Raw genomic sequence first — 22,982 nt, forward strand, 5'->3', positions numbered from 1 at the left:
GGCGCCCCATGGCGCCCACCGGGCCTCCTGCCGTGGGGACGAGTGCCTCAGCCGGCCGGGATCCCGTCCCGGTCCTCCGCGCGGCGCCCGGCCACCCGCTGCTTGACGAAGGCGATGACGAGCACGATCGCGGCGACCAGCAGCGACAGCAGCATCGTCGTACGCCCGTCGTGCTCGGTGTCGGTCAGCATGTAACCGAGCACGAACACGATCAGCGCGGCGCTGGCCCACGTCAGGTACGGGTACAGCCACATCCGCACGACCAGCTTCTCCGGCGCCTCGGCCTGGATGATCTTCCGCATGCGCAGCTGCGAGAAGCAGATCACCAGCCAGACGAACAGCGCGACCGCTCCGGAGGAGTTGACGAGGAAGAGGAAGACGGAGTCCGGGAACTTGTAGTTGAAGAAGACGGCGACGAACCCGAAGACCACCGACGCGATGATCGCGGTCTGCGGCACGCCCCGGCGCGTGGTCCGGGCGAACGCCTTCGGCGCGTCCCCGCGCCGCCCCAGCGAGAAGGCCATCCGGGAGGCGGTGTAGAGGCCGGAGTTGAGGCAGGACAGCACGGACGTCAGCACGATGAAGTTCATGATCTGACCGGCGTGCGCGATGCCGAGGGAGTCCAGCGCGGCGACGTAGGAGCCGTCCTCGGTGATGGACTCGCTGTCCCACGGCAGCAGACAGACCACGACGAAGATCGAGCCGAGGTAGAAGACGCCGATCCGCCAGATGATGCTGTTGGTGGCCTTGGTGACGGCCCGCTGCGGGTCCTCCGACTCGCCGGCGGCCAGCGTGGCGATCTCGCTGCCCATGAAGGAGAAGACGACGAGCAGGATGCCGGTGAGGATCGCGCCGGCGCCGTTCGGCAGGAAGCCGCCGTGGTCGGTGAGGTTGGCGAGCCCCGCCCGGTCGCTGTCGACTCCGGGCAGCACCCCGAAGACGGCCAGCCCGCCGACGACGATGAACGCGGCGATCGCGACGACCTTGATCCCGGCGAACCAGAACTCGAACTCGCCGTAGGAGCCGACGGACACCAGGTTGGTGGCGGTCAGCACCACCATCACGATGAGCGCCCAGCCCCACTGCGGAACGGCCGGTATCCACCCTTCGAGGATCGCCGCGCCGGCGGTCGCCTCGACCGCGAGGACGACGACCCAGAAGAACCAGTAGAGCCAGCCGATCGTGAACCCGGCCCACGGCCCGAGCGCCCGGTCGGCGTGCGCGGAGAAGGACCCGGACGTCGGGTTGGCCGCGGACATCTCACCGAGCATCCGCATCACCAGCACCACGAGCGTGCCGACGAGGGCGTACGACAGCAGGATGCCGGGGCCGGCGGTCGCGATGCCGGAGCTGGAACCGACGAAGAGGCCGGCGCCGATCACGCCGCCGATGGCGATCATCGACAGATGGCGGTTCTTGAGCCCGGCCTGGAGCCCGGCGTCGTGCTCCGGGGGGCCGCCGCCGGACTCCTCGGGGCCTCCGGGCCCGCTTCCGGCTGTCTTCAGGGTCGGCTGCGAGGTCATGGAACAGATTTCCTTTGTGCCGTGAGGGGAGCCGCACTTCGTACGGGTCTCCAGGTCGGACCAGTGAAACGGAGGCCGAAGGATCGAGGAACCTTTGAATTCAAATCTTTACTCGAGCTTTTCCTGAGGTTCTGTAATCCTGCTCACAGTTTCGGCAGCGGCACCCCACGCGCCTTCCCGTGAACCCCCGTGTCACACTCGGACCATGCGCGTGTATCTCGGCTCGGACCATGCGGGCTACGAACTCAAGAACCACCTCGTCGAGTGGCTCGAGGCGGCGGGCCACGAGGCCGTCGACTGCGGCCCGCACATCTACGACGCCCAGGACGACTACCCGCCCTTCTGCCTCCGCGCCGCCGAGCGGACCGCCGCGGACCGGGGCGCCCTCGGCATCGTGATCGGCGGCTCCGGCAACGGCGAGCAGATCGCCGCGAACAAGGTCGAGGGCGTACGGGCGGCCCTGGCGTGGAGCGAGGAGACGGCGGCACTGGGCCGCCAGCACAACGACGCCAACGTGATCGCGGTGGGCGCGCGCATGCACACCCGGGACGAGGCGACGAAGTTCGTCGAGACCTTCCTGAGCACCCCGTTCTCCGGCGACGAGCGCCACATCCGCCGGATCGACATGCTCGCCGCCTACGAGACGACGGGCGACCTCCCGCCCGTCCCCGCACACCACCCGCAGCAGTAGCACCGCCAGGCCTTCCCCCGGGGCACGGGCCCCGGGGGAGCGAACCGGGCCGCCCGGCCGGCCGGGCGGTGGGCGCACGCTTGGAAGGACACCCCGTGCCGGAAGGCCACACCATCCACCGGCTGGCCGAGGACTACGCCGCCGCCTTCGCCGCCGGCACCCTCCTCCGCGTCACCAGCCCCCAGGGCAAGTTCGCCGACGCCGCCGCCCTCCTCGACCGCACACCGCTGCACACCACCGACGCGCACGGCAAGCACCTGTTCCTCGGCTTCGGCGACCCCGAGCCCGCCGAGTGGGTCCACATCCACCTCGGCCTCTTCGGCAAGGTCACCTTCGGCCCGGCCCCGGCGCCCCCGCCCACGGACACCGTCCGCCTGCGCGTGGCCGACGACCTGTCGTACGTCGACCTGCGCGGCCCCACCACCTGCGCCCTGATCACCGACCCCGAGAAGCGGGCGGTCCACGACCGCCTCGGCCCCGACCCGCTCCGCCCGGACGCCGACCCCGCCCTCGCGTACCGCAGGATCAGCCGCAGCCGTACGACGATCGCCGCCCTCCTCATGGACCAGAAGGTCATCGCGGGCGTGGGCAACGTCTACCGCGCCGAGGTCCTCTTCCGGCACGGCATCGACCCGTACCGCGCGGGCCGGGACATCACCCCGGCCGAGTGGGACGCCGTCTGGGCCGACCTCGTCGCGCTGATGCGCGAGGGCGTCCGGAACAACCGCATCGACACCGTCCGCCCCGCACACACCCCGGAGGCCATGGGCCGCCCGCCGCGCGTCGACGACCACGGCGGCGAGGTGTACGTCTACCGCAGGGCCGGCCTGCCCTGCCACGTCTGCGGCGGCGAGATCCGCACCGCCGGTCTCGCCGCCCGCAACCTGTTCTGGTGCCCGGCCTGTCAGCGCCGCTGAGGCTCAGAACCCGTGCGGCAGCCACGGCGCCGGGTCGCTCCCGAACGCCAGGGACGCCTCCGCCAGCGCGCCCCGCCGCAGCTCGTCCACCCGCCCGGCCGCCGCGAGCGCCGTGAGGCTCACCCCGCCCAGATACGCCGCGCCCAGCTCCCTGACGGAGAGGGCGAGATCGGCCGCATCCTCCGTACGCTCGCAGGAGGCGCCCTTCGCGTCCCCGCTCAGCCGCCAACGCCCCGTGTTCCAGGGGCAGAAGCCGTCCTCCACCGCGAACACGACGTCCACCGGCGCCCGGTACGTCCGCGCCCGGAGCGCCGCCCCGACGTCGACCAGCCGTACGTACAGCGAGTCCCGTATCTCCGGACGGCACCGGCGGATGTCGGACACCATGTACTGCCACGCCTCGTCGACCGGCCGGCCCCGCACCACCAGCGTCGACGTGAGGTCGACGCCGAACAGGAACCGCCACAGCGCGGCGTCCGCCGCCGGGTCCAGCGCGGCCAGGGCGCTCAGGACCACCGAGCCCTCGTGCCCCGCCGGACCGTACTCCGTCTTCACCCGGAACCACGCGTACCCGACGGTCTCCCCGTCCCGTTCGGCGACGACGCCCTGCAGCGGCGACGCCCCGCCCCGGCCGCTCGCCGGATCCAGCGTCCCCAGCCGCTCCCAGCCGGGCCGGCGCGCGAGCATCCCCGGCCGGCCCGGCACGAGCCGGGCGTACACCGCCTCGCACGCGTCGAGCACGTCGGCGGGCGCCGCGTACCGCACCCGTACGCCGTCCGTGCCGGGCGGGACCGACAGAACCGTACGGCTCGTGTCGATCTCGGCGTTCAGCTGGAACGCGGCCGCCCCGTACCCGAACCGGCCGTAGATCGCCGGCTCGGACGCGGTGAGCACCGCCAGCGGCTCGCCCCAGGACCGGACGTCGTCCAGCTGGCGCCGCATCATCGCCCGCAGCAGGCCGCGCCGCCGGTGCGTGGCGGCCACGCCGACGCCCGTGATGCCCGCGGCCGGCACCGGGTCACCGCCGGGCACGGTCAGCCGGAACGAGAACGCGCCCGCCGTCCCCACGCACTCGTCGCCGTCCCAGGCCCCCAGGAAACGGTCGTGCTCGGTGAGCGCGTTCCACAGCTCGCGTTCCTCGTCCGCCTCCTCGCCGCCGCCGAACGCACGGATCAGGTTCGCGTACCACTTGTCCCAATCATCCGGTCGCAGCACTCGAAGTCCGATTGCGGGGCCCGCTTGTTCGTTCGCCATGGGTCATGCCTACCAGGGCCGTTCGGGACGGGCGAGGAAATTTCTCCCGCGCGGCCCCACGACGGCGTCCGGTGAAGTTCACTGTGAAGTCCGTCCCCGACAAGGGGACAACCAGGACCTCCCGTGCCAAGTGGCCGGTCCGATGGATAGGGTCCCGAACTAATGGCAGCAGGACGAGAGCGGCGCGCGGAAGCCGACACGTTCACGGCCCGGTTGAAGAAGCAGTGGCACCGGGCCCGCGTCGGCATGCGCCGGAGCGCGGTCGACTACTTCCGCGGGGACGGCTCCGACTGGGTCGCGCTCGCCGGACTGCTCCTCACCGTCCCGCTGATCGCGGCCGGGACACTCGCCAACTCCGTGTGGTGCGCGCCGTCCGCGCTGGTCGTCCCGATCGTCGCCGGCGGCCTGCTGCTGCGCCCGGCGAGCCTGCTCGGCCTGTACGCCGCCGCGGCGACCGCGCTGATCGTGGAGTCGGTGTGGCTCGGCCCCTACACCGAGGGCGCGGCCCGGGTCACCCCGGGGGTGGTCCTCACCGTCGCCGCCTGCGGCTTCTTCGGGCTGCTCGTCGCCCAGTTCCGCAGCCGGGTGGGCGTGCCCTGGCGGCGCGGCGGCACCATGCTGTTCGACCTGCGCGAACGCATCCGGGTGCAGAGCAAGCTGCCGAAGCTCCCCGACGGCTGGCACCGCGAGATGGCCCTGCGCCCGGCGGGCGGACAGTCCTTCTCGGGCGACTTCGTGGTCGCGGCCCGCACCAACGGCGGACGCACGCTGGAGGTCGTGCTCACCGACGTCTCCGGCAAGGGCATGGACGCCGCTTCGCGCGCCCTGCTGCTCTCCGGTGCCTTCGGCGGTCTCCTCGGCAGCCTCCCGCCGCACGCCTTCCTCCCCGCCGCCAACGGCTACCTGCTGCGCCAGGACTGGGACGAGGGCTTCGCCACCTCCATCCACCTGGTGCTCGACCTGGACTCCGGCGACTACGAGCTCTACTCCGCCGGGCACCCGCCGGGCCTCCAGCTCAGCGCGGGCAGCGGCCGCTGGGAGGAGAAGGCGGCCGACGGCCCGCTGCTGGGCGTGTACGACGGCGCCCAGTTCGACTCGGTGAAGGGCTCACTGCGCCCCGGGGACGTGCTGATGCTGTTCACGGACGGTCTGGTGGAGACCTCCGACCGGGACATCGTGGAGGGCATCGACCGCCTCACCGGCGAGGCCGACCGCTATGTCGCCGGCGGCTTCCACGGCGCCGCCTGGCACCTCATCGAGGCGGTCGCCAAGGACGTCAACGACGACCGGGCGCTGCTGCTCATCTGCCGGGAGGGTCCGACGGCCGCGGCGGCCCGCTGACCCCTGCACACTGGACGGGTGACCGAGACGACACCGCTGACCCCGGACCGGGTCGAGGCCACCGCCCGCGCCGCGCACGCCGGCCAGACCGACAAGGCGGGCCGGCCCTACGCCGAGCACCTCCGGGCCGTCGCCGAGGGGGTGCGGGCGCGCGGCGGCGACGAGGAGCAGATCGCGGCGGCCTGGCTGCACGACGCCGTCGAGGACGACAGGCTCACGGAGCAGTGGCTCGAGGGGGCCGCGCTGACCCGGCGGACCAAGGACATCGTCCTCGCGCTGACCAAACGGTCCGGGGAGCCCTCCGAGGCGTACGCGGCCCGGATCCTCGCCACCCCCGGAGCGCTGCTGGTGAAGGAGGCGGACCTGGCGCACAACGCCGACCCGGCCCGCCTCGCCGTGCTGGACGGGCCCACCCGCGCACGGCTGACCGAGAAGTACGCGCGGATGCGCGCCCTTCTCGGTCTGGTGGGGGACGGGAGCTAGGCGGAGACCTTCTCGCGGGTCTCCCGCCGCTCCGCCCGCTCGCGTGCGCGGGCCGCCTCGGCGGCGTCCCGCTTGAACGCCCACTCCATCCTCGGTTCCATCACGCACCGGAAGACCCGCCGCACGGGGGCGGTGCACAGCAGCGTCACCATGGCCGCCGCCAGGACGCTCACGGCGATCTCGCCGAGCGGCCGGTGCAGCACGGAGTGATCGAACCAGCCCCGGTAGTCGCCGGCCTTCACCACGAAGCCGTGCAGCAGATAGCCGTACAGCGTGCCCGCGCCGAGCGCCGTGAACCACATGCGGCGGCCCGGCACCCAGGCGAAGAAGCAGGCGGTCAGCAGCAGCGAGCAGCCGAACATGGCGAACACCATGACCGGGCCGGTCCACCAGGGCGCGCCCAGCTCCTGCGCGGCGTCACGGTGGTAGAACCACGCGGTGTTCATCCGCGGCACCGCCCACCAGCCGAAGGCCAGCGCCGCCGCGAACACCGGCACCGCCGCGATCCGTACCGACCGGCGGCGCACCCGGTGGAAGTGCTCCGGCTTCATGCACAGACCGAGCACGAAGTACGGCAGGAACTGCAGCACGCGCTGCAGGTCGAGGTCGTCGCCGATCCCGGGGGTGACACTGGCCAGCACGGCGATGCCGAGGGCCAGCGGCAGCGGGTGCCGCACCGCGTTCCAGATCGGCGTGGTCAGCCGCCACACGAACAGCGCGACCAGGAACCAGGTCAGGTACCAGGGGTCGAGCAGGCTGATCTCCTGCTCGGGGGCGTTGTCGACGACCCGCCTGAACAGGGGGTAGGCGGTCTCGAACACGAGGTACGGCACGGCGACGCCGGTGATCAGCCGGCGCAGCCGGTCGGGCCGCATGTCGAAGCTGCGCGAGAAGAAGCCGGAGATGATGATGAAGGCCGGCATGTGGAACGAGTACACGACCGTGTACGCCGCCTCCAGGACCCGGCTGTCGCCCTTGAGGGGCTCCCAGGCGTGGCCGACCGCCACCAGCACGATCGCCAGGTACTTGGCGTTGTCGAAGAACGCGTCGCGCTGCCTTCCGGACGGCGCCGGCCGGTCGCCGCCCGGGCTCTTCGTGCGCGGACTCGGCACCCCGGGTGCCGGTGACCGTGCCGGGGGGAGGGGCGTCCTGCGGTTGCCGTACGGTCGCTGCGAGTCCGTCACTGACCCTCCCGGCGGGAACTCGGGGAGTCGATCGGTGAGCTCGCTGCGCTTGCGGGGGACGAGGCAGCGTGGAACATCTGAGGCACCCTAGCGTTGTCCGCGGGATTTCGTAAAACGCCCGACGTCGTTCCTGGTATTCGGCTCGGGTACCCCGGATCGGGGAAAGCGTGCGACGCGGCCGGCGTGATGGTCAACACGCTCCGCGGGCGAGCGGCTTGGCCGTCGTGCGGGCCGCTCTTGTCATGATTGTTCCGGACTGATCCCCGCATGGGACCGGCAGGCGACTCCGGTGATATGTCCGGCTTCGGCACGTCTTTCCCGTCTTGCTCCCGGGCCCGTTGGGACACCTGCGACGGCAATTCGAATGAGCTGCGAACGCGTTGTGTGAAGACGGAAATGATCCGGTTGAATTCCCTGTGCGGGTGTTCTTTCGAATTGCCGTGCGGCGCAATGCCGTTGGCCCGCCCGGACGGCCGCGTGCGCGCGGGGCCGGCCGCGCCGGGACGGATAATGCGTCAGCCGTCGCATAGGGCGGCCGTGTTGGTGGCACGATGGTTCTGGCGGGGTGCGCGGGGTCGCGTCGCCCGGGCCGGGGAAGCGGAACCGACCGAGGGTGTGATCAGTTGTGGCCATTTCACTGTCCGTGGTGCTCCTGTTGGCGATCATCCTGGTGGTGCTGATGAGGAGCGGCTCCATCAAGGCCGGGCCGGCGATCGTCGCGATCCTCTTCGGCTTCTTCCTCGCCTCCACCGGCATGGCCGACGACATCCAGCGGTTCCTGGACTCGATAGCGGAGACGATCAACTCCATCAGCTTCTGACCCCGCCCGCCCCGCGCGGAGACGATCCGCGGAAACGCCTCAGGGCCGGACCGGAGAGAGGTCTCCGGTCCGGCCCTGAGCCGTATGGAGCGGGCGACGGGAATCGAACCCGCGTAGCTAGTTTGGAAGACTAGGGCTCTACCATTGAGCTACGCCCGCACGGAACGCGCCGCACGTCGGCGACCGCGGCACTGACAGGCATCGTAGCGGGTCGTGCGCCCTCGTCGCACACCCCGTTTCCGGGCCGCCCCCGGCGCCGCACCGCGCCCGTGGAATACGGCGGCCGTTTCGCCCGGGTGCATGTACCCTACGTGTCGCACCAGACGGGGTGTGGCGCAGCTTGGTAGCGCGTCCGCTTTGGGAGCGGAAGGCCGTGGGTTCAAATCCCGCCACCCCGACCAGCCACCTGCTCACGCACCGGTGATCGCCTTTTGGGTGCCGTAGCCGCTGCCGTTACTATGCAAGCTGCACGCCCGTGTGTCTCTGAAGTCCTCCGGGCGGCGAATCGGCCGGGCCGCTCTGGTCCCGGCAGAACCCGAGAAGTCAGCCACAAGGAGACCGAACCGTGAAGAGCGCCGTGGAGACCCTGAACCCGACCCGGGTTCGGCTCACTGTCGAGGTGCCCTTCGAGGAGCTCAAGGACAGCCTCGACGCGGCGTACAAGAAGATCAACCAGCAGGTCACGGTGAAGGGCTTCCGCAAGGGCAAGGTCCCGGCCCGGGTCATCGACCAGCGCTTCGGCCGCGGTGCGGTGCTGGAGGAGGCCGTCAACGACGCCCTCCCGAAGTTCTACACCGACGCGGTCAACGAGGCCGAGCTGAGCCCGCTGGGCCAGCCCGAGGTCGACATCACGGAGCTGAAGGACGGCGAGACGCTGAACTTCACCGCCGAGGTCGACATCCGCCCGGCCATCGAGATCCCGGACTACTCCGGCATCGAGGTCGAGGTCGACGCCGTCGAGGTCACCGACGAGGACGTCGAGAAGTCGGTCGAGCAGCTCCGCGAGCGCTTCGCCTCCACCTCCCCGGTGGAGCGCGCCGCCGAGGAGGGCGACGTCGTCACCATCGACCTGGAGGCCAAGGTCGACGGCGAGGTCCTCGAGGACGGCGTCGCCAACGGCGTGTCGTACACCATCGGCTCCGGCGAGCTGCTGGACGGCATCGACGACGCCGTGAAGGGCCTGGAGGCCGGTGGCGAGGCCACCTTCACCTCCGAGCTCAAGGGCGGCTCGGCGGCCGGCAAGGAGGCCGAGGTCACCGTCAAGGTGTCCCAGGTCGCCGCCCGTGAGCTGCCGGAGCTGGACGACGAGTTCGCGCAGCTCGCGTCCGAGTTCGACACCCTCGAGGAGCTGAAGGCGGACAGCCGCAAGCGCCTGGAGAACATGAAGCAGTACGACCAGGCCACGCAGGCCCAGGAGCGCGTCCTGGAGAAGCTGCTCGAGCTGGTCGAGGTCCCGGTCCCCGAGAAGCTGCTCGAGGACGAGATCAACACCCGCAAGCACAACCTCGAGCACCACCAGCTCGGCCAGATGGGCCTCGACCTCGCGAAGTACCTGGAGATCCAGGGCAAGACCGAGGAGGAGTTCGAGACCGAGACCCGCGAGGCCGCGGTCAAGGGCATCAAGACCCAGTTCGTGCTCGACGAGCTCGTCAAGCAGGAGAAGCTCAACGTCAACCAGGAGGAGCTCACCGAGCACCTCATGCGGCGCGCCGCCTCCTCCGGCATGTCCCCCGACCAGTTCGCCCAGGCCGTCGTCGAGCAGGGCCAGGTCCCGCTCCTCGTCGGCGAGGTCGCCCGCGGCAAGGCCCTGGCCTCCGTGGTCGAGAAGGCCACGGTCAAGGACACCAACGGCGAGATCGTCGACCTCGAGGACGAGGAGGAGGACGAGGCCGCCGAGGCTGCCGAGACCACCGAGCCGGCCGAGGCCGAGGCCGCCCAGGCCCCCGCCGAGGAGAAGACCGAGGGCTGACCCTCGCGTCACGCACGACCGACGTACGAAGGGCCCCGGAGGATCGCACCGGGGCCCTTCGCCGTCCGGCGGGACGGCCCCCGGGGGGCGCGGGGAACCGCGCGGGGGACCACGGACGGCCCGCGGCCGCCCGACGCGCACGGGCCGCCACGGCGGGAAGGCCCCCGGCGCTCCCGCGGAGCCCGCCGCCGAGTACACCCCTCTACGCCCCCGGCGAACACCCCGGTTACCGGGATTCCCCGGCGGAGCCACCGCGTTAGGGTCCATGAATACGGGGCCGGAATACCACGGCGAAACCGCCGGAGGCCCCCCGCAGGGAAACGTGAGACGGCCCGGCGCCGTCGTAAGACGAGCAGGTGGATACGTGACGAATCTGATGCCCTCCGCCGCCGGCGAGCCCTCCATCGGTGGTGGCCTCGGCGACCAGGTCTACAACCGGCTGCTCGGCGAGCGGATCATCTTCCTCGGCCAGCCGGTCGACGACGACATTGCCAACAAGATCACCGCACAGCTGCTGCTCCTTGCCTCCGACCCGGAGAAGGACATCTACCTGTACATCAACAGCCCCGGCGGCTCCATCACGGCCGGCATGGCGATCTACGACACCATGCAGTACATCAAGAACGACGTGGTGACGATCGCCATGGGCCTGGCGGCCTCCATGGGCCAGTTCCTGCTGAGCGCCGGCACCCCCGGCAAGCGGTTCGCGCTGCCGAACGCCGAGATCCTGATCCACCAGCCGTCCGCCGGCCTCGCCGGCTCGGCCTCGGACATCAAGATCCACGCCGAGCGGCTGCTGCACACCAAGAAGCGCATGGCCGAGCTGACGTCCCAGCACACCGGCCAGACGGTCGAGCAGATCACCCGCGACTCCGACCGTGACCGCTGGTTCGACGCCTTCGAGGCCAAGGAGTACGGCCTCATCGACGACGTGATCGCCACGGCCGCCGGTATGCCGGGCGGCGGCGGCACCGGGGCCTGAGCGGCCGCACGGAGCCCTTGCGGCCCCGTGCGCGCCCCCGGGCCCCCGGGCCCGGCCGAACAAGCCCCAGCAGCCCCAGCCGACCGCCTCAGCCCCTTTCAGGAGACACCGTGAACAGCTTCCCCGGCAGCGGCCTGTACGACCGCACGCCCGCCGCCTCCGAAGGCCGGTACACCGGCCCCTCGGCCGAGTCCCGCTACGTCATCCCGCGCTTCGTGGAGCGCACCTCCCAGGGCATCCGCGAGTACGACCCGTACGCGAAGCTCTTCGAGGAGCGCGTGATCTTCCTCGGCGTCCAGATCGACGACGCCTCCGCCAACGACGTCATGGCGCAGCTGCTGTGCCTGGAGTCGATGGACCCCGACCGGGACATCTCGGTCTACATCAACAGCCCCGGCGGCTCCTTCACCGCGCTCACGGCGATCTACGACACGATGCAGTACGTGAAGCCGGACATCCAGACGGTCTGCATGGGCCAGGCGGCCTCCGCCGCCGCCGTCCTGCTGGCCGCCGGCACGCCCGGCAAGCGCATGGCGCTGCCGAACGCGCGCGTGCTGATCCACCAGCCGTACAGCGAGACCGGCCGCGGTCAGGTCTCCGACCTGGAGATCGCCGCCAACGAGATCCTCCGGATGCGGAGCCAGCTCGAGGAGATGCTGGCCAAGCACTCCACCCGGCCCCTCGACAAGATCCGCGAGGACATCGAGCGCGACAAGATCCTCACGGCCGAGGACGCGCTGGAGTACGGCCTGATCGACCAGATCATCACCACCCGGAAGATGGACAACTCCAGCCTGCGCTGAGGCGGGGCGGGGGTGTAACGTCTGCCGCCCCTTGGCACGGTTTGGCACGGTCCACGTCAAAGTGAACCGTGCCAAGGGGGGCCCGGACGGGGGGCTCGGCAAGGTACCGTCGGACATAAGGCAGCACCAGGAGCCGCCGGACGCCTGCGTCCGCGTCTCCCAGGCGAAGGGGAAGCACACCGTGGCACGCATCGGTGACGGCGGCGATCTGCTCAAGTGCTCGTTCTGCGGCAAGAGCCAGAAGCAGGTCAAGAAGCTCATCGCAGGGCCCGGTGTGTACATCTGCGACGAGTGCATCGATCTCTGCAACGAGATCATCGAGGAAGAGCTCGCGGAGACCAGCGAGGTCCGCTGGGAGGAGCTCCCGAAGCCCCGCGAGATCTACGAGTTCCTCGAGGGGTACGTGGTGGGGCAGGAGGCGGCCAAGAAGGCCCTCTCCGTCGCCGTGTACAACCACTACAAGCGCGTCCAGGCCGGCGAGAACGGCGGCGCGCAGGGCCGTGACGACGCCATCGAGCTGGCGAAGTCCAACATCCTCCTGCTGGGCCCCACGGGCTCCGGCAAGACCCTGCTGGCGCAGACCCTGGCCCGCATGCTGAACGTCCCGTTCGCGATCGCCGACGCCACGGCGCTCACCGAGGCGGGCTACGTCGGCGAGGACGTCGAGAACATCCTGCTGAAGCTGATCCAGGCGGCCGACTACGACGTCAAGAAGGCCGAGACCGGGATCATCTACATCGACGAGATCGACAAGGTCGCCCGCAAGAGCGAGAACCCGTCGATCACCCGTGACGTCAGCGGCGAGGGCGTGCAGCAGGCCCTGCTGAAGATCCTCGAGGGCACCACGGCCTCGGTCCCGCCGCAGGGCGGCCGCAAGCACCCGCACCAGGAGTTCATCCAGATCGACACGACGAACGTGCTGTTCATCGTGGGCGGCGCCTTCGCCGGACTGGAGAAGATCATCGAGGGCCGGGCCGGCGCCAAGGGCATCGGCTTCGGCGCGACGATCCGCTCCAAGCGGGAGAGGGAGTCCAAGGACCAGTTCGAGGAGGTCATGCCGGAGGACCTGGTCAAGTTCGGCATGATCCCCGAGTTCATCGGCCGGCTCCCGGTCATCACGAGCGTCCACAACCTCGACCGCGAGGCCCTGCTCCAGATCCTCGTCGAGCCGCGCAACGCGCTGGTGAAGCAGTACCAGCGCCTCTTCGAACTCGACGGCGTGGAGCTGGACTTCGAGCGCGAGGCGCTGGAGGCCATCGCCGACCAGGCCATCCTCCGCCAGACCGGCGCGCGCGGCCTGCGCGCCATCATGGAGGAGGTCCTCCAGGGCGTGATGTACGAGGTCCCGTCCCGCAAGGACGTCGCCCGCGTGGTCATCACGGCCGACGTGGTCCTCTCCAACGTCAACCCCACCCTCATCCCGCGCGACGCCCGCGGCCGGGGGCCGGGGGAGCAGAAGACGGCCTGACGACGGCGGACGCACGGAGAAGGGGCCCGGTCACCGGGCCCCTTCTCCGTGTGCGGTGCCGGCGTCAGAGCTTGACGCGGACCTCCTTGCGGAACTTGGCGGTGATCTCGGCCGCCTCGGCGGGGTCGGCCTTCTTGCCGCCCGCGATGTCCAGGAGGTTCATCGGCATGACGAAGCCGAGCGTGCTGTAGTCGCTCCAGATGCAGTACGTCATGGTCATCGACTTCGGCTCGTTCGCGCCGCCGTCGGAGTTGTCCACCTTGGCTTCCTGGCACTTGATGACGGCGCCTTCCAAGGACTTGGGCTTGTACTCCTTCGGGTCGCCGACGAAGCTGACGTCCTCGTCGCTGCCGCCCTCCTGGCTCTCCTTCTCCATGTGGGCGAACATCGCGTCGATGACCTTCTCGGGGTCGTCGATCGTGCCGTAGACGCCGCCGAACGACAGCATCTTCCCGGCCAGCGGGTTCTGCTCGTCCTTCAACTGGTACCCGGCGCTGACGTCCTTGGGGTTCTTGACCCCCCACGCCTCGGCGTCCTTCATGTCGCTGTCGGTCATGGTGTTGCTGTCGCTCTCGGACTTCTCGTACCCGCCGAGAACCGTCGCCGGGGTCGTCAGCTTGTGCGGTCCGTCGTCCTCCAGGGCGCCCGCGCCGCCGCCCCCGCCGATCACGAAGTAGGCGCCCACGCCGATCGCCGCGACGACCGCGACCGCGCCGACGATGATCGCGGCCTTCTTGCCGCCGCCGCCCGGGGCGGGGGGCTGGGGCGGCATGCCGTACGGGGCCTGGCCGTAGGGCGGCTGCTGGCCGTAGGGGGCCTGCTGCGGCGGGACGCCGGGCTGCCCGGGCTGCTGCGGGTAGCCGTAGCCGGGCTGGCCGGGCGGGGGAGCCTGCTGGGGGTAGCCGTAGCCGGGCTGCGGAGCCTGCGGCGGCTGGCCGTAAGGACCCGGCTGGCCGTACGGTCCGGGCTGCTGGGGCTGCCCGCCGTACGGGCCCGGCTGGTTGTAGCTCATTACGGGATTCCCCCTCCAGATGTTTATGCGTTGCCGACATCCTGACTCAGGGGTGGCGCGTTCAGGTCGGCGGGGGCCGCACCGTTACAAAGGAAACGCGTTTCGGGACAGGCCCGTGACGCCTCTAAACTGAGCCCCGTGACCGAGAACGCTCAGCAGCAGCCACCAGCGCCCACGACCGAACTGCCGACCCAGTACGCGCCGGCCGATGTAGAGGGCCCGCTGTACGAGCGCTGGGTAGAGCGCGGTTACTTCGAGGCGGACGCGGGGAGCGGGAAGCCGCCGTTCACCGTCGTCATCCCGCCGCCGAACGTCACCGGCAGTCTGCACCTCGGGCACGCCTTCGAGCACACGCTCATCGACGCCCTCACCCGCCGCAAGCGCATGCAGGGCTTCGAGACGCTGTGGCAGCCCGGCATGGACCACGCCGGCATCGCCACGCAGAACGTCGTCGAGCGGGAGCTCGCCAAGGAGGGCAAGTCCCGGCACGACCTCGGCCGCGAGGCGTTCATCGAGCGGGTCTGGCAGTGGAAGGGCGAGTCCGGCGGCCAGATCAGCGGCCAGATGCGCCGTCTCGGTGACGGCGTCGCCTGGACCCGTGAGCGCTTCACGATGGACGAGGGCCTGTCGAAGGCCGTCCAGACCATCTTCAAGCGGCTCTACGACGACGAGCTGATCTACCGCGCCGAGCGCATCATCAACTGGTGCCCGCGCTGTCTGACCGCGATCTCCGACATCGAGGTCGATTACCAGGACGACGACGGCGAGCTCGTCTCCATGAAGTACGGCGACGGGGACGAGACGATCGTCGTCGCCACCACCCGCGCGGAGACGATGCTCGGTGACACGGCCGTCGCCGTCCACCCCGAGGACGAGCGCTACAAGCACCTCGTCGGCAAGCTCGTCAAGCTGCCGCTGACCGACCGCTCCATCCCGGTCGTCGCCGACGAGCACGTCGACCCCGAGTTCGGCACGGGCGCCGTCAAGGTGACGCCCGCGCACGACCCGAACGACTTCGAGATCGGCCGGCGGCACGACCTGCCGTCCCTCACCGTGATGGACGAGCACGCGGTCATCACCGCCCACGGCCCCTTCCAGGGCCTGGACCGGCTGGAGGCCCGCTCCGCCATCGTCGCCGCGCTGCGCGCCGAGGGCCGGATCGTCGCCGAGAAGCGGCCGTACGTCCACTCGGTCGGCCACTGCTCGCGCTGCAAGACCACCATCGAGCCGCGGCTGTCCATGCAGTGGTGGGTCAAGGTCGGCCCGCTGGCGAAGGCGGCGGGCGACGCGGTCCGCGACGGCCGCGTCAGGATCCACCCGCAGGAGATGGAGAAGCGGTACTTCGACTGGGTCGACAACCTCCACGACTGGTGCATCTCGCGGCAGTTGTGGTGGGGCCACCGCATCCCGGTCTGGTACGGGCCCGGCGGCGAGGTCGTCTGCGTCGGCCCCGGCGAGGAACCGCCGGCCGGCGAGGGCTGGCACCAGGACACCGACGTCCTCGACACCTGGTTCTCCTCGGGCCTGTGGCCGTTCTCCACGCTCGGCTGGCCCGAACGGACCGAGTCGCTCGCGAAGTTCTACCCGAACTCCGTCCTGGTCACCGGCTACGACATCCTCTTCTTCTGGGTCGCCCGGATGATGATGTTCGGCCTGTACGCGATGGACGGCACCCCGCCGTTCCACACCATCGCCCTGCACGGCATGGTCCGCGACCAGTTCGGCAAGAAGATGTCGAAGTCCTTCGGCAACGCGGTCAACCCGCTGGACTGGATGGACAAGTACGGCTCCGACGCGCTCCGCTTCACCCTCGCGCGCGGCGCCAACCCGGGCGTCGACGTGCCGATCGGCGAGGACTGGGTCCAGGGCTCGCGCAACTTCGCCAACAAGATCTGGAACGCGACGCGTTTCGCGCTGATGAACGGCGCGACGGTCGAGGGTCCGCTGCCGGACGCCTCGGAGATGTCGCCGACCGACCGCTGGATCCTGTCCCGGCTGAACTCGGTGGTCGCCGAAGTCGACGCGCACTACGACGACTTCCAGTTCGCCAAGCTGTCGGACGCGCTGTTCCACTTCGCCTGGGACGAGGTCTTCGACTGGTACGTCGAGCTCTCCAAGACGACGTTCCAGGCGGGCGGCGAGCCGGCCGAGGTCAGCAAGAGGGTCCTCGGTGAGGTCCTCGACGTCACGCTCAGGCTCCTCCACCCGATCGTCCCGTTCGTCACCGAGACGCTGTGGACGACGCTGACGGGGGGCGAGTCGGTCGTCATCGCCGAGTGGCCGTCCGACAGCGGCTTCCGGGACGCGGACGCCGAGCGGGAGATCGGGACGCTCCAGTCGGTGATCACCGAGGTCCGGCGGTTCCGCGCGGACCAGGGGCTGCAGCCCGGGCAGCGGGTCCCGGCCCGGCTGACGCTGGACGGTACGGCGCTGGCGCGGCACGAGGCCGCGATCCGGCAGCTGCTGCGGCTGCAGCCGGAGGGGGAGCCCTTCACGGCCACGGCGACGCTGCCGGTCGCGGGCGTGGAGGTCGCGCTGGACCTGTCCGGTGTGATCGACGTCGCGGCGGAGCGGAAGCGGCTGGCCAAGGACCTCGCGGCGGCGGAGAAGGAGAAGGCCCAGGCGACGGCGAAGCTCGGCAACGAGGCGTTCCTGTCGAAGGCGCCGGACCACGTGGTCGACAAGATCCGCACCCGTCTGGCCAAGGCGGAGGAGGACATCACCCGTATTCAGTCCCAACTGGACCGCCTCCCTCCGGCGTAACCGCGGTCAGCCGCAGGTCCGGGGCGGCGTCCCGCAAGCGCGGGTGAATGGAACAACCGACCGAAGGCCCCCCGAGCCGAACAGCTCCGGGGGTCTTCGGCTGCCGGGGGTGGGGGCGCCGGCGAGGTGCCGCCGGCGCCCACCCGTGCCGCCCTGGGGACACCTCCCAGGCCCTCGAGGCACTGGGGGAGGCACGACTGCCCGCAGGCCGCGGCGGCACGAGGGGTGCGGGCCGCGGGGTACGTAGACTGGTCCGCGTGAGTGAGCTCCCCCCGAACGACAGCGACTCCTTCGACGAGATCGTCGAGGCCGAGACCGACCGCGACCCCGACCTCGCGGTGATCGAGGCCGGCAGCCGCACCCTGCGCACCCAGGGCGGCCCGCCCCAGGCGGACGTGCCCGCCCGCCCCGAGGACCCCGAGGTCGACAAGGCCCTGCGCGAGGTCGAGGCGGAGCTCGCCACCCGCTGGGGCGAGACCAAGCTCGAGCCCTCGGTCGCCCGGATCGCCGCGCTGATGGACGTCCTGGGCGAGCCCCAGCGCTCGTACCCCTCGATCCACATCACCGGCACCAACGGCAAGACCTCCACCGCCCGCATGATCGAGGCCCTGCTCGGCGCCTTCGAGCTGCGCACCGGCCGCTACACCTCCCCGCACGTCCAGTCGATCACCGAGCGGATCAGCCTCGACGGCGCCCCGGTCTCCGCCGAGCGGTTCATCGAGACGTACCGGGACGTCAAGCCGTACGTCGAGATGGTCGACTCCCGGCAGGAGTACCGGCTGTCCTTCTTCGAGGTGCTCACCGGCATGGCGTACGCCGCCTTCGCCGACGCACCCGTGGACGTGGCGGTCGTCGAGGTCGGCATGGGCGGCAGCTGGGACGCGACCAACGTGATCGACGCCGGCGTCGCCGTGGTGACGCCCATCGACCTCGACCACACCGACCGGCTCGGCACCACGCCCGCCGAGATCGCCGGCGAGAAGGCCGGCATCGTCAAGCGGGACGCGACGGTGATCATGGCGCAGCAGCCGGTGGACGCGGCGCAGGTGCTGCTGAAGAAGGCCGTCGAGGCGGACGCGACGGTGGCCCGGGAGGGCCTGGAGTTCGGGGTCGTCGCCCGGCAGGTCGCCGTCGGCGGCCAGCTGGTGACGCTGCGCGGGCTCGGCGGCGAGTACCCCGAGGTGTACCTCCCGCTGCACGGTGAGCACCAGGCCCACAACGCGGCCGTGGCGCTCGCCGCCGTGGAGGCGTTCTTCGGCGTCGGCGCCCAGCACGCCCAGCCGCTCGACATCGACACCGTGCGCAAGGCGTTCGCCGCCGTCGCCTCCCCGGGCCGGCTGGAGGTCGTACGGCGTTCGCCGACCGTCGTCCTGGACGCCGCCCACAACCCGGCGGGCGCGCGGGCGGCGGCCGCGGCGATCGGGGAGGCGTTCCAGTTCAGCCGGCTCATCGGGGTGGTCGGCGCCAGCGGCGACAAGAACGTGCGCGGGCTGCTGGAGGCGTTCGAGCCGGTGTTCGCCGAGGTCGTCGTCACGCAGAACTCCAGCCACCGCGCGATGGACGCCGACGAGCTGGCGGGTATCGCCGTCGAGGTGTTCGGCGAGGACCGCGTCCAGGTCGAGCCCCGGCTGCCCGACGCCCTGGAGGCCGCGATCACGCTGGCCGAGGAGGAGGGCGAGTTCGCGGGCGGCGGTGTCCTCGTCACCGGTTCCGTCATCACCGTCGGCGAGGCCCGACTGCTGCTGGGGAGGGGCTGAGATCCCGTGCGTACGCTCTGTGCCTCGACGCTGATCGGCGAGTTCTTCATCATCGGTTTCGCCGGACTGGTCGCGATGAAGGACGCGGACCTGTCCACCGGCACGGTGTGGACGGTCTGCGGCATCGCGATGTTCCTGTGCGTGGCCCTGTGCGGGGTGATCACCCGGCCCGGCGGGGTGGCCCTCGGCTGGGCGCTGCAGGTCGCCCTCGTCGCCTCCGGCGTCTTCGTCCCGATGATGTTCTTCATGGGCGCGCTCTTCGCGCTGCTGTGGTGGGCATCGGTGCACTTCGGCCGAAAGGTGGACGAAGCCAAGGCCCGGTTCGCCGCGCAGGCGGGCCGGCCTGACGCTGCGTGACAGGCGTCCCGACACGCCCGGTAACCTCGTCCTCCCGCACAACCTCACGCACAAGGAGCTCCGTCGTGACCCAGCGCACCCTCGTCCTCCTCAAGCCCGACGCGGTCCGTCGTGGCCTGACCGGCGAGATCATCAGCCGTATCGAGCGCAAGGCCGGCTGGCGGATCACCGCGCTGGAGCTGCGCACCCTGGACCAGGACACGCTGGAGCAGCACTACGGCGAGCACAAGGGCAAGCCGTTCTACGAGCCGCTGGTGGAGTTCATGGCCTCCGGGCCGGTCGTGGCGATGATCGTCGAGGGTGAGCGGGTCATCGAGGGGCTGCGCCAACTGGCCGGTCCCACCGACCCGATCGCCGCCGCGCCGGGTTCGATCCGCGGCGACTTCGGTGTGATCGTCCGGGAGAACCTGATCCACGCCTCCGACTCCGAGGAGTCCGCCGAGCGCGAGGTGAAGATCTTCTTCCCGGGTCGCGCGTAACCTCGCGCATAACGATCACGTCGCGGCCACGTCCAGCGCGTTTGGCCGCCTCTCGGACGGTCTGGGGGCTTTGCCCCCGGACCTTTTCTGGCATATGCGCGGCGTTCGGGGGAACGGATGCCCCCGATGGCCCGTCTCCAGGAGCAGGGCGACGCGCCGTCTGATGACATTGGCGAAGACCCTCGCGCGGTGTTCGCGAAGGCGCGTCTACGATGGAAGCATTCACGTCACCGCACCCACCTCGCCGACCTGAAAAGCCCTCAAAAGCTCGTGGGAAGGCCAGACGAATCCTGATGGGGAACTCAATGTCGTTCATCGGCCGTGACATGGCTGTCGACCTCGGGACCGCCAACACGCTGGTGTACGTCAGGGGTCGTGGGATCGTACTCAACGAGCCGTCCGTCGTCGCGATCAACACCAACACCGGTGGCATCCTCGCGGTCGGCGCCGAAGCGAAGAAGATGATCGGGCGCACGCCCGGCAACATCGTTGCCGTACGTCCGCTGAAGGACGGTGTCATCGCGGACTTCGAGATCACCGAGCGGATGCTCCGCTACTTCATCCTGAAGATCCACAAGCGGCGCTACCTGGCTCGTCCGCGGGTCGTCGTCTGTGTGCCCTCGGGCATCACCGGCGTCGAGCGCCGCGCCGTCATCGAGGCGTCGTCCCAGGCCGGTGCCCGCCAGGTGCACATCATCGAGGAGCCCATGGCCGCCGCCATCGGCTCCGGGCTGCCGGTCCACGAGGCCACCGGCAACATGGTGGTGGACATCGGCGGCGGCACCACGGAGGTCGCGGTCATCTCCCTCGGCGGCATCGTCACCGCCCAGTCCATCCGCGTCGCGGGCGACGAGCTGGACAACGCGATCATCCAGCACATCAAGAAGGAGTACTCCCTCCTGCTGGGTGAGCGGACGGCCGAGCAGATCAAGATCACGATCGGTTCGGCGTACGACCTGGACACCGACGAGCACACCGAAATCCGCGGCCGGGACCTCGTCTCCGGACTGCCGAAGACCGTGGTGATCTCCGCCACCGAAGTGCGCAAGGCGATCGAGGAGCCGGTCAACGCCATCGTGGACGCCGTCAAGACGACCCTCGACAAGTGCCCGCCCGAGCTGTCGGGCGACATCATGGACCGGGGAATCGTTCTGACCGGCGGCGGAGCCCTGCTGCGCGGCCTCGACGAGCGGCTGCGCCGGGAGACCGGCATGCCGATCCACATCGCCGAGGACCCGCTGGACAGCGTGGCGCTCGGTTCCGGCAAGTGCGTCGAGGAGTTCGAGGCGCTTCAGCAGGTGCTCGACGCCCAGCCGCGCAGATGACCCACCTCTTCGATTCCGCCGTACGGGACGACCCTTCCGTACGGCGGATCGTTGATATAGAGGCATGAAATCCCCCATAACGCCTCGAAACGGCTCTGACGCACCCCCGACACACCTGAACAGACCCCCACCTCATACCCGTTCTCGACGAGGAAGGCACGGCCGCCGCACGTGAGGGACACACGAGAGAGCCGGCTGCTCCTGGTGCTGCTGATCGCCATCGCGTTCGCGCTGATCACGGTGGACATCCGCGGCGGGGAGGATTCACCGGTCGACGGTGCCCGGCAGGCCGCGGCGACCGTCTTCGGCCCGATCGAGAACGGCGTGTCCGGCGCGGTCGACCCGATCGGCAACGCCGTCTCCGCCGTCCGCGAGTCCGGCGACCGGCACGACCGGATCGCCGAACTGGAGCGGGAGAACGCCGCGCTCAAGGCCGAACTCGGCAGCGACGACCGCGGCCGCAGCCGCCTCGAGCAGCTCGACAAGCTGCTGAAGATCTCCGGCCAGGGCCAGTACGGCATCAAGGGCGCCCAGGTCATCGCCATAGGGGCGGCCCAGGGCTTCTCCTGGACCATCACCATCGACGCCGGCGCCGACGACGGCATCGAGCGCGACATGACCGTCCTCAACGGCGACGGACTCGTCGGCCGCGTCACCACCGTCGGCCCGGACACCGCCACCGTGCTGCTCGCCAGCGACCCCGACTTCACCGTCGGCACCCGGATGGAGGCCAGCGACGAACTCGGCTTCGCCTCCGGCCAGGGCGACCGCCCGCTGCGCGTCGAACTCCTCAACGGCAAGGCCGAGATCAAGAAGGGCGACCGTCTGGTCACCTTCGGCTCCCAGGCCGACAAGCCGTTCGTGCCCGGCGTTCCCGTCGGTGTCGTCTCCCGCGTCGACCCCTCCGGCGGCGACCTCACCCGCACCCTCTACGTCACGCCGTTCGTCAGCTTCAGCAAGCTCGACGTCGTCGGCGTCGTCGTCCAGGCCCCCGAGAAGGACCCGCGCGACACGGTGCTGCCCAAGAAGCCGAAGCCGACCCCCACGCCGACCGTGACGGTGACCGTCACCCCCTCGGCCCCTGCCGACGGCCTGAACCAGCAAGAGCAGTAGGAGCTGTCACCCCATGCGCGTCAACCGGATCCTGCTCTCCAGCTCGCTGATCGTCGTCGCCCTGGTGATCCAGGTGAGCGTCCTCGCCCGCCTCCACCTGCCCGGCGCCGTCCCGGACCTGCTGCTGCTGGTCGTCCTCGGCCTCGCCCTGGTCTACGGCCACGTCGGCGGCGCCCTCGTCGGCTTCGCCGCCGGACTCCTCGCCGACCTCGCCCCGCCCGCCGACCACGCCGCCGGGCGCTACGCCCTCGTGCTGTGCGTCATCGGCTACCTCGCCGGACTCGTCAAACCCGAGAGCGGCCAGGTCAGGTCGGCCACCGGCCCGATGGTCGTGGTCGTCGCCGCCGCCGTCGGCTCCACCCTGCTCTACGCCGGTGTCGGCGCCCTCGTCGGCGACACCGCCGCCCGCCATGTCGGCCTGAGCGGGCTGCTGTTCACCGCCGCCCTGTACGACCTGCTGCTCGCGCCGTTCGTCGTCCCCGGCATCATGGCCCTGGCCCGGCGCGCCGAGAACGACCCGCTCGCCGAGACCAACCCCGCCAAGTCCGGCGACATCGCCTCCGGCTGGCTCTCCGGCGGCACCGGACTGCGCATCGGCGGGCAGCGGGGCGGACTGCGGGTCAAGGCGGCCCGCGCCCGGGTGGCCCGCGCCGGACGCATCAAGGGGGTCAAGCGCCTGTGACCTCCCACAACTTCACCGGAACGAGTGAATGGCGACGGAACGCGGGCCCACGGCCCGGT

General features: G+C 70.6%; 20 protein-coding genes and 2 tRNA genes. 17 read left to right on the forward strand and 5 right to left on the reverse strand.

What is annotated here, in order from left to right; genetic code table 11:
* Nucleotides 1–47: 47 nt before the first annotated feature.
* Nucleotides 48–1,523, reverse strand: a complete 1,476-nt coding sequence (locus tag ACFY3N_RS05635; RefSeq protein WP_390815346.1) for an amino acid permease — start codon at nt 1,521–1,523, stop codon at nt 48–50.
* Nucleotides 1,524–1,728: 205 nt separating this feature from the next.
* Between ACFY3N_RS05635 and ACFY3N_RS05640 the strand changes: the two genes are divergently transcribed.
* Nucleotides 1,729–2,214, forward strand: coding sequence for a ribose-5-phosphate isomerase (locus ACFY3N_RS05640; protein WP_390815347.1), 486 nt, complete (start codon nt 1,729–1,731; stop codon nt 2,212–2,214).
* Between the two features lie 95 nt (nt 2,215–2,309).
* Nucleotides 2,310–3,131, forward strand: a complete 822-nt coding sequence (locus ACFY3N_RS05645) for an Fpg/Nei family DNA glycosylase (RefSeq protein ID WP_390815348.1) — start codon at nt 2,310–2,312, stop codon at nt 3,129–3,131.
* Nucleotides 3,132–3,134: 3 nt separating this feature from the next.
* Here the strand turns inward: ACFY3N_RS05645 and ACFY3N_RS05650 are convergent, their stop codons facing one another.
* Entirely contained in the window at nt 3,135–4,385 is a 1,251-nt protein-coding gene (locus ACFY3N_RS05650) for a GNAT family N-acetyltransferase (protein WP_390815349.1), read from the reverse strand.
* 162 nt (nt 4,386–4,547) lie between these two features.
* Between ACFY3N_RS05650 and ACFY3N_RS05655 the strand changes: the two genes are divergently transcribed.
* Both ACFY3N_RS05655 and ACFY3N_RS05660 read left to right on the forward strand, forming a co-directional pair.
* Nucleotides 4,548–5,726 (forward strand): PP2C family protein-serine/threonine phosphatase, encoded by a 1,179-nt coding sequence (locus tag ACFY3N_RS05655; RefSeq protein ID WP_390815350.1) that lies wholly within the window; start codon nt 4,548–4,550, stop codon nt 5,724–5,726.
* Between the two features lie 18 nt (nt 5,727–5,744).
* Nucleotides 5,745–6,209 carry an HD domain-containing protein gene (locus ACFY3N_RS05660; RefSeq protein WP_390815351.1) on the forward strand — a complete coding sequence of 155 codons (465 nt, stop codon included), beginning with the start codon at nt 5,745–5,747 and terminating at the stop codon, nt 6,207–6,209.
* On the opposite strand, the gene ACFY3N_RS05665 is transcribed toward ACFY3N_RS05660, so the two are convergent.
* A complete protein-coding gene (locus ACFY3N_RS05665) occupies nt 6,206–7,393 on the reverse strand; it encodes an acyltransferase family protein (protein ID WP_390815352.1) in 1,188 nt (395 codons plus the stop codon). The two genes, ACFY3N_RS05660 and ACFY3N_RS05665, sit on opposite strands and share 4 nt — an antisense overlap.
* Nucleotides 7,394–8,018: 625 nt before the next feature.
* Here ACFY3N_RS05665 and ACFY3N_RS05670 point away from each other — a divergent pair.
* The gene (locus tag ACFY3N_RS05670) at nt 8,019–8,213 is read left to right on the forward strand and encodes a hypothetical protein (protein ID WP_390815353.1); all 195 of its coding nucleotides are present in this window, start codon (nt 8,019–8,021) and stop codon (nt 8,211–8,213) included.
* An 85-nt stretch (nt 8,214–8,298) separates the two neighbouring features.
* Here the strand turns inward: ACFY3N_RS05670 and ACFY3N_RS05675 are convergent.
* Nucleotides 8,299–8,372: transfer RNA gene (locus ACFY3N_RS05675), tRNA-Gly, on the reverse strand.
* A gap of 165 nt (nt 8,373–8,537) precedes the next feature.
* Between ACFY3N_RS05675 and ACFY3N_RS05680 the strand changes: the two genes are divergently transcribed.
* The 5 genes from ACFY3N_RS05680 to clpX all read left to right on the forward strand — a co-directional run bounded on the left by ACFY3N_RS05680 (nt 8,538) and on the right by clpX (nt 13,435).
* Nucleotides 8,538–8,614 (forward strand) — tRNA-Pro (locus tag ACFY3N_RS05680).
* 164 nt (nt 8,615–8,778) lie between these two features.
* Complete coding sequence (gene tig, locus ACFY3N_RS05685) at nt 8,779–10,182, forward strand: trigger factor (protein WP_390815354.1); 1,404 nt, start codon at nt 8,779–8,781, stop codon at nt 10,180–10,182.
* A 376-nt stretch (nt 10,183–10,558) separates the two neighbouring features.
* Nucleotides 10,559–11,164, forward strand: coding sequence for an ATP-dependent Clp protease proteolytic subunit (locus ACFY3N_RS05690; RefSeq protein ID WP_390815563.1), 606 nt, complete (start codon nt 10,559–10,561; stop codon nt 11,162–11,164).
* A gap of 110 nt (nt 11,165–11,274) precedes the next feature.
* Nucleotides 11,275–11,967 carry an ATP-dependent Clp protease proteolytic subunit gene (locus ACFY3N_RS05695; RefSeq protein WP_053635736.1) on the forward strand — a complete coding sequence of 231 codons (693 nt, stop codon included), beginning with the start codon at nt 11,275–11,277 and terminating at the stop codon, nt 11,965–11,967.
* A gap of 181 nt (nt 11,968–12,148) precedes the next feature.
* The gene (gene clpX / locus ACFY3N_RS05700) at nt 12,149–13,435 is read left to right on the forward strand and encodes an ATP-dependent Clp protease ATP-binding subunit ClpX (protein WP_390815355.1); all 1,287 of its coding nucleotides are present in this window, start codon (nt 12,149–12,151) and stop codon (nt 13,433–13,435) included.
* A gap of 64 nt (nt 13,436–13,499) precedes the next feature.
* Here the strand turns inward: clpX and ACFY3N_RS05705 are convergent, their stop codons facing one another.
* Nucleotides 13,500–14,447 (reverse strand): hypothetical protein, encoded by a 948-nt coding sequence (locus ACFY3N_RS05705; RefSeq protein ID WP_390815356.1) that lies wholly within the window; start codon nt 14,445–14,447, stop codon nt 13,500–13,502.
* A 138-nt stretch (nt 14,448–14,585) separates the two neighbouring features.
* On the opposite strand from ACFY3N_RS05705, the gene ACFY3N_RS05710 reads away from it, so the two are divergent.
* The 7 genes from ACFY3N_RS05710 to mreD all read left to right on the forward strand — a co-directional run bounded on the left by ACFY3N_RS05710 (nt 14,586) and on the right by mreD (nt 22,923).
* Nucleotides 14,586–17,210, forward strand: a complete 2,625-nt coding sequence (locus ACFY3N_RS05710) for a valine--tRNA ligase (protein WP_390815357.1) — start codon at nt 14,586–14,588, stop codon at nt 17,208–17,210.
* Nucleotides 17,211–17,467: 257 nt separating this feature from the next.
* Entirely contained in the window at nt 17,468–18,967 is a 1,500-nt protein-coding gene (locus ACFY3N_RS05715) for a bifunctional folylpolyglutamate synthase/dihydrofolate synthase (protein ID WP_390815358.1), read from the forward strand.
* 6 nt (nt 18,968–18,973) lie between these two features.
* Nucleotides 18,974–19,324 (forward strand): DUF4233 domain-containing protein, encoded by a 351-nt coding sequence (locus ACFY3N_RS05720; RefSeq protein ID WP_390815359.1) that lies wholly within the window; start codon nt 18,974–18,976, stop codon nt 19,322–19,324.
* 65 nt (nt 19,325–19,389) lie between these two features.
* Nucleotides 19,390–19,803 (forward strand): nucleoside-diphosphate kinase, encoded by a 414-nt coding sequence (ndk, locus tag ACFY3N_RS05725; RefSeq protein WP_309062245.1) that lies wholly within the window; start codon nt 19,390–19,392, stop codon nt 19,801–19,803.
* 305 nt (nt 19,804–20,108) lie between these two features.
* Nucleotides 20,109–21,128 (forward strand): rod shape-determining protein, encoded by a 1,020-nt coding sequence (locus tag ACFY3N_RS05730; RefSeq protein WP_390815360.1) that lies wholly within the window; start codon nt 20,109–20,111, stop codon nt 21,126–21,128.
* A 171-nt stretch (nt 21,129–21,299) separates the two neighbouring features.
* Nucleotides 21,300–22,241: a rod shape-determining protein MreC gene (gene mreC, locus ACFY3N_RS05735; RefSeq protein WP_390815361.1), complete on the forward strand. Its 942-nt coding sequence runs from the start codon at nt 21,300–21,302 to the stop codon at nt 22,239–22,241.
* Nucleotides 22,242–22,254: 13 nt separating this feature from the next.
* A complete protein-coding gene (gene mreD, locus ACFY3N_RS05740; protein ID WP_390815362.1) occupies nt 22,255–22,923 on the forward strand; it encodes a rod shape-determining protein MreD in 669 nt (222 codons plus the stop codon).
* Nucleotides 22,924–22,982 lie beyond the last annotated feature (59 nt).

It is taken from the genome of Streptomyces sp. NPDC000348, from assembly GCF_042898795.1.
In the GTDB taxonomy this organism is placed as follows: domain Bacteria; phylum Actinomycetota; class Actinomycetes; order Streptomycetales; family Streptomycetaceae; genus Streptomyces.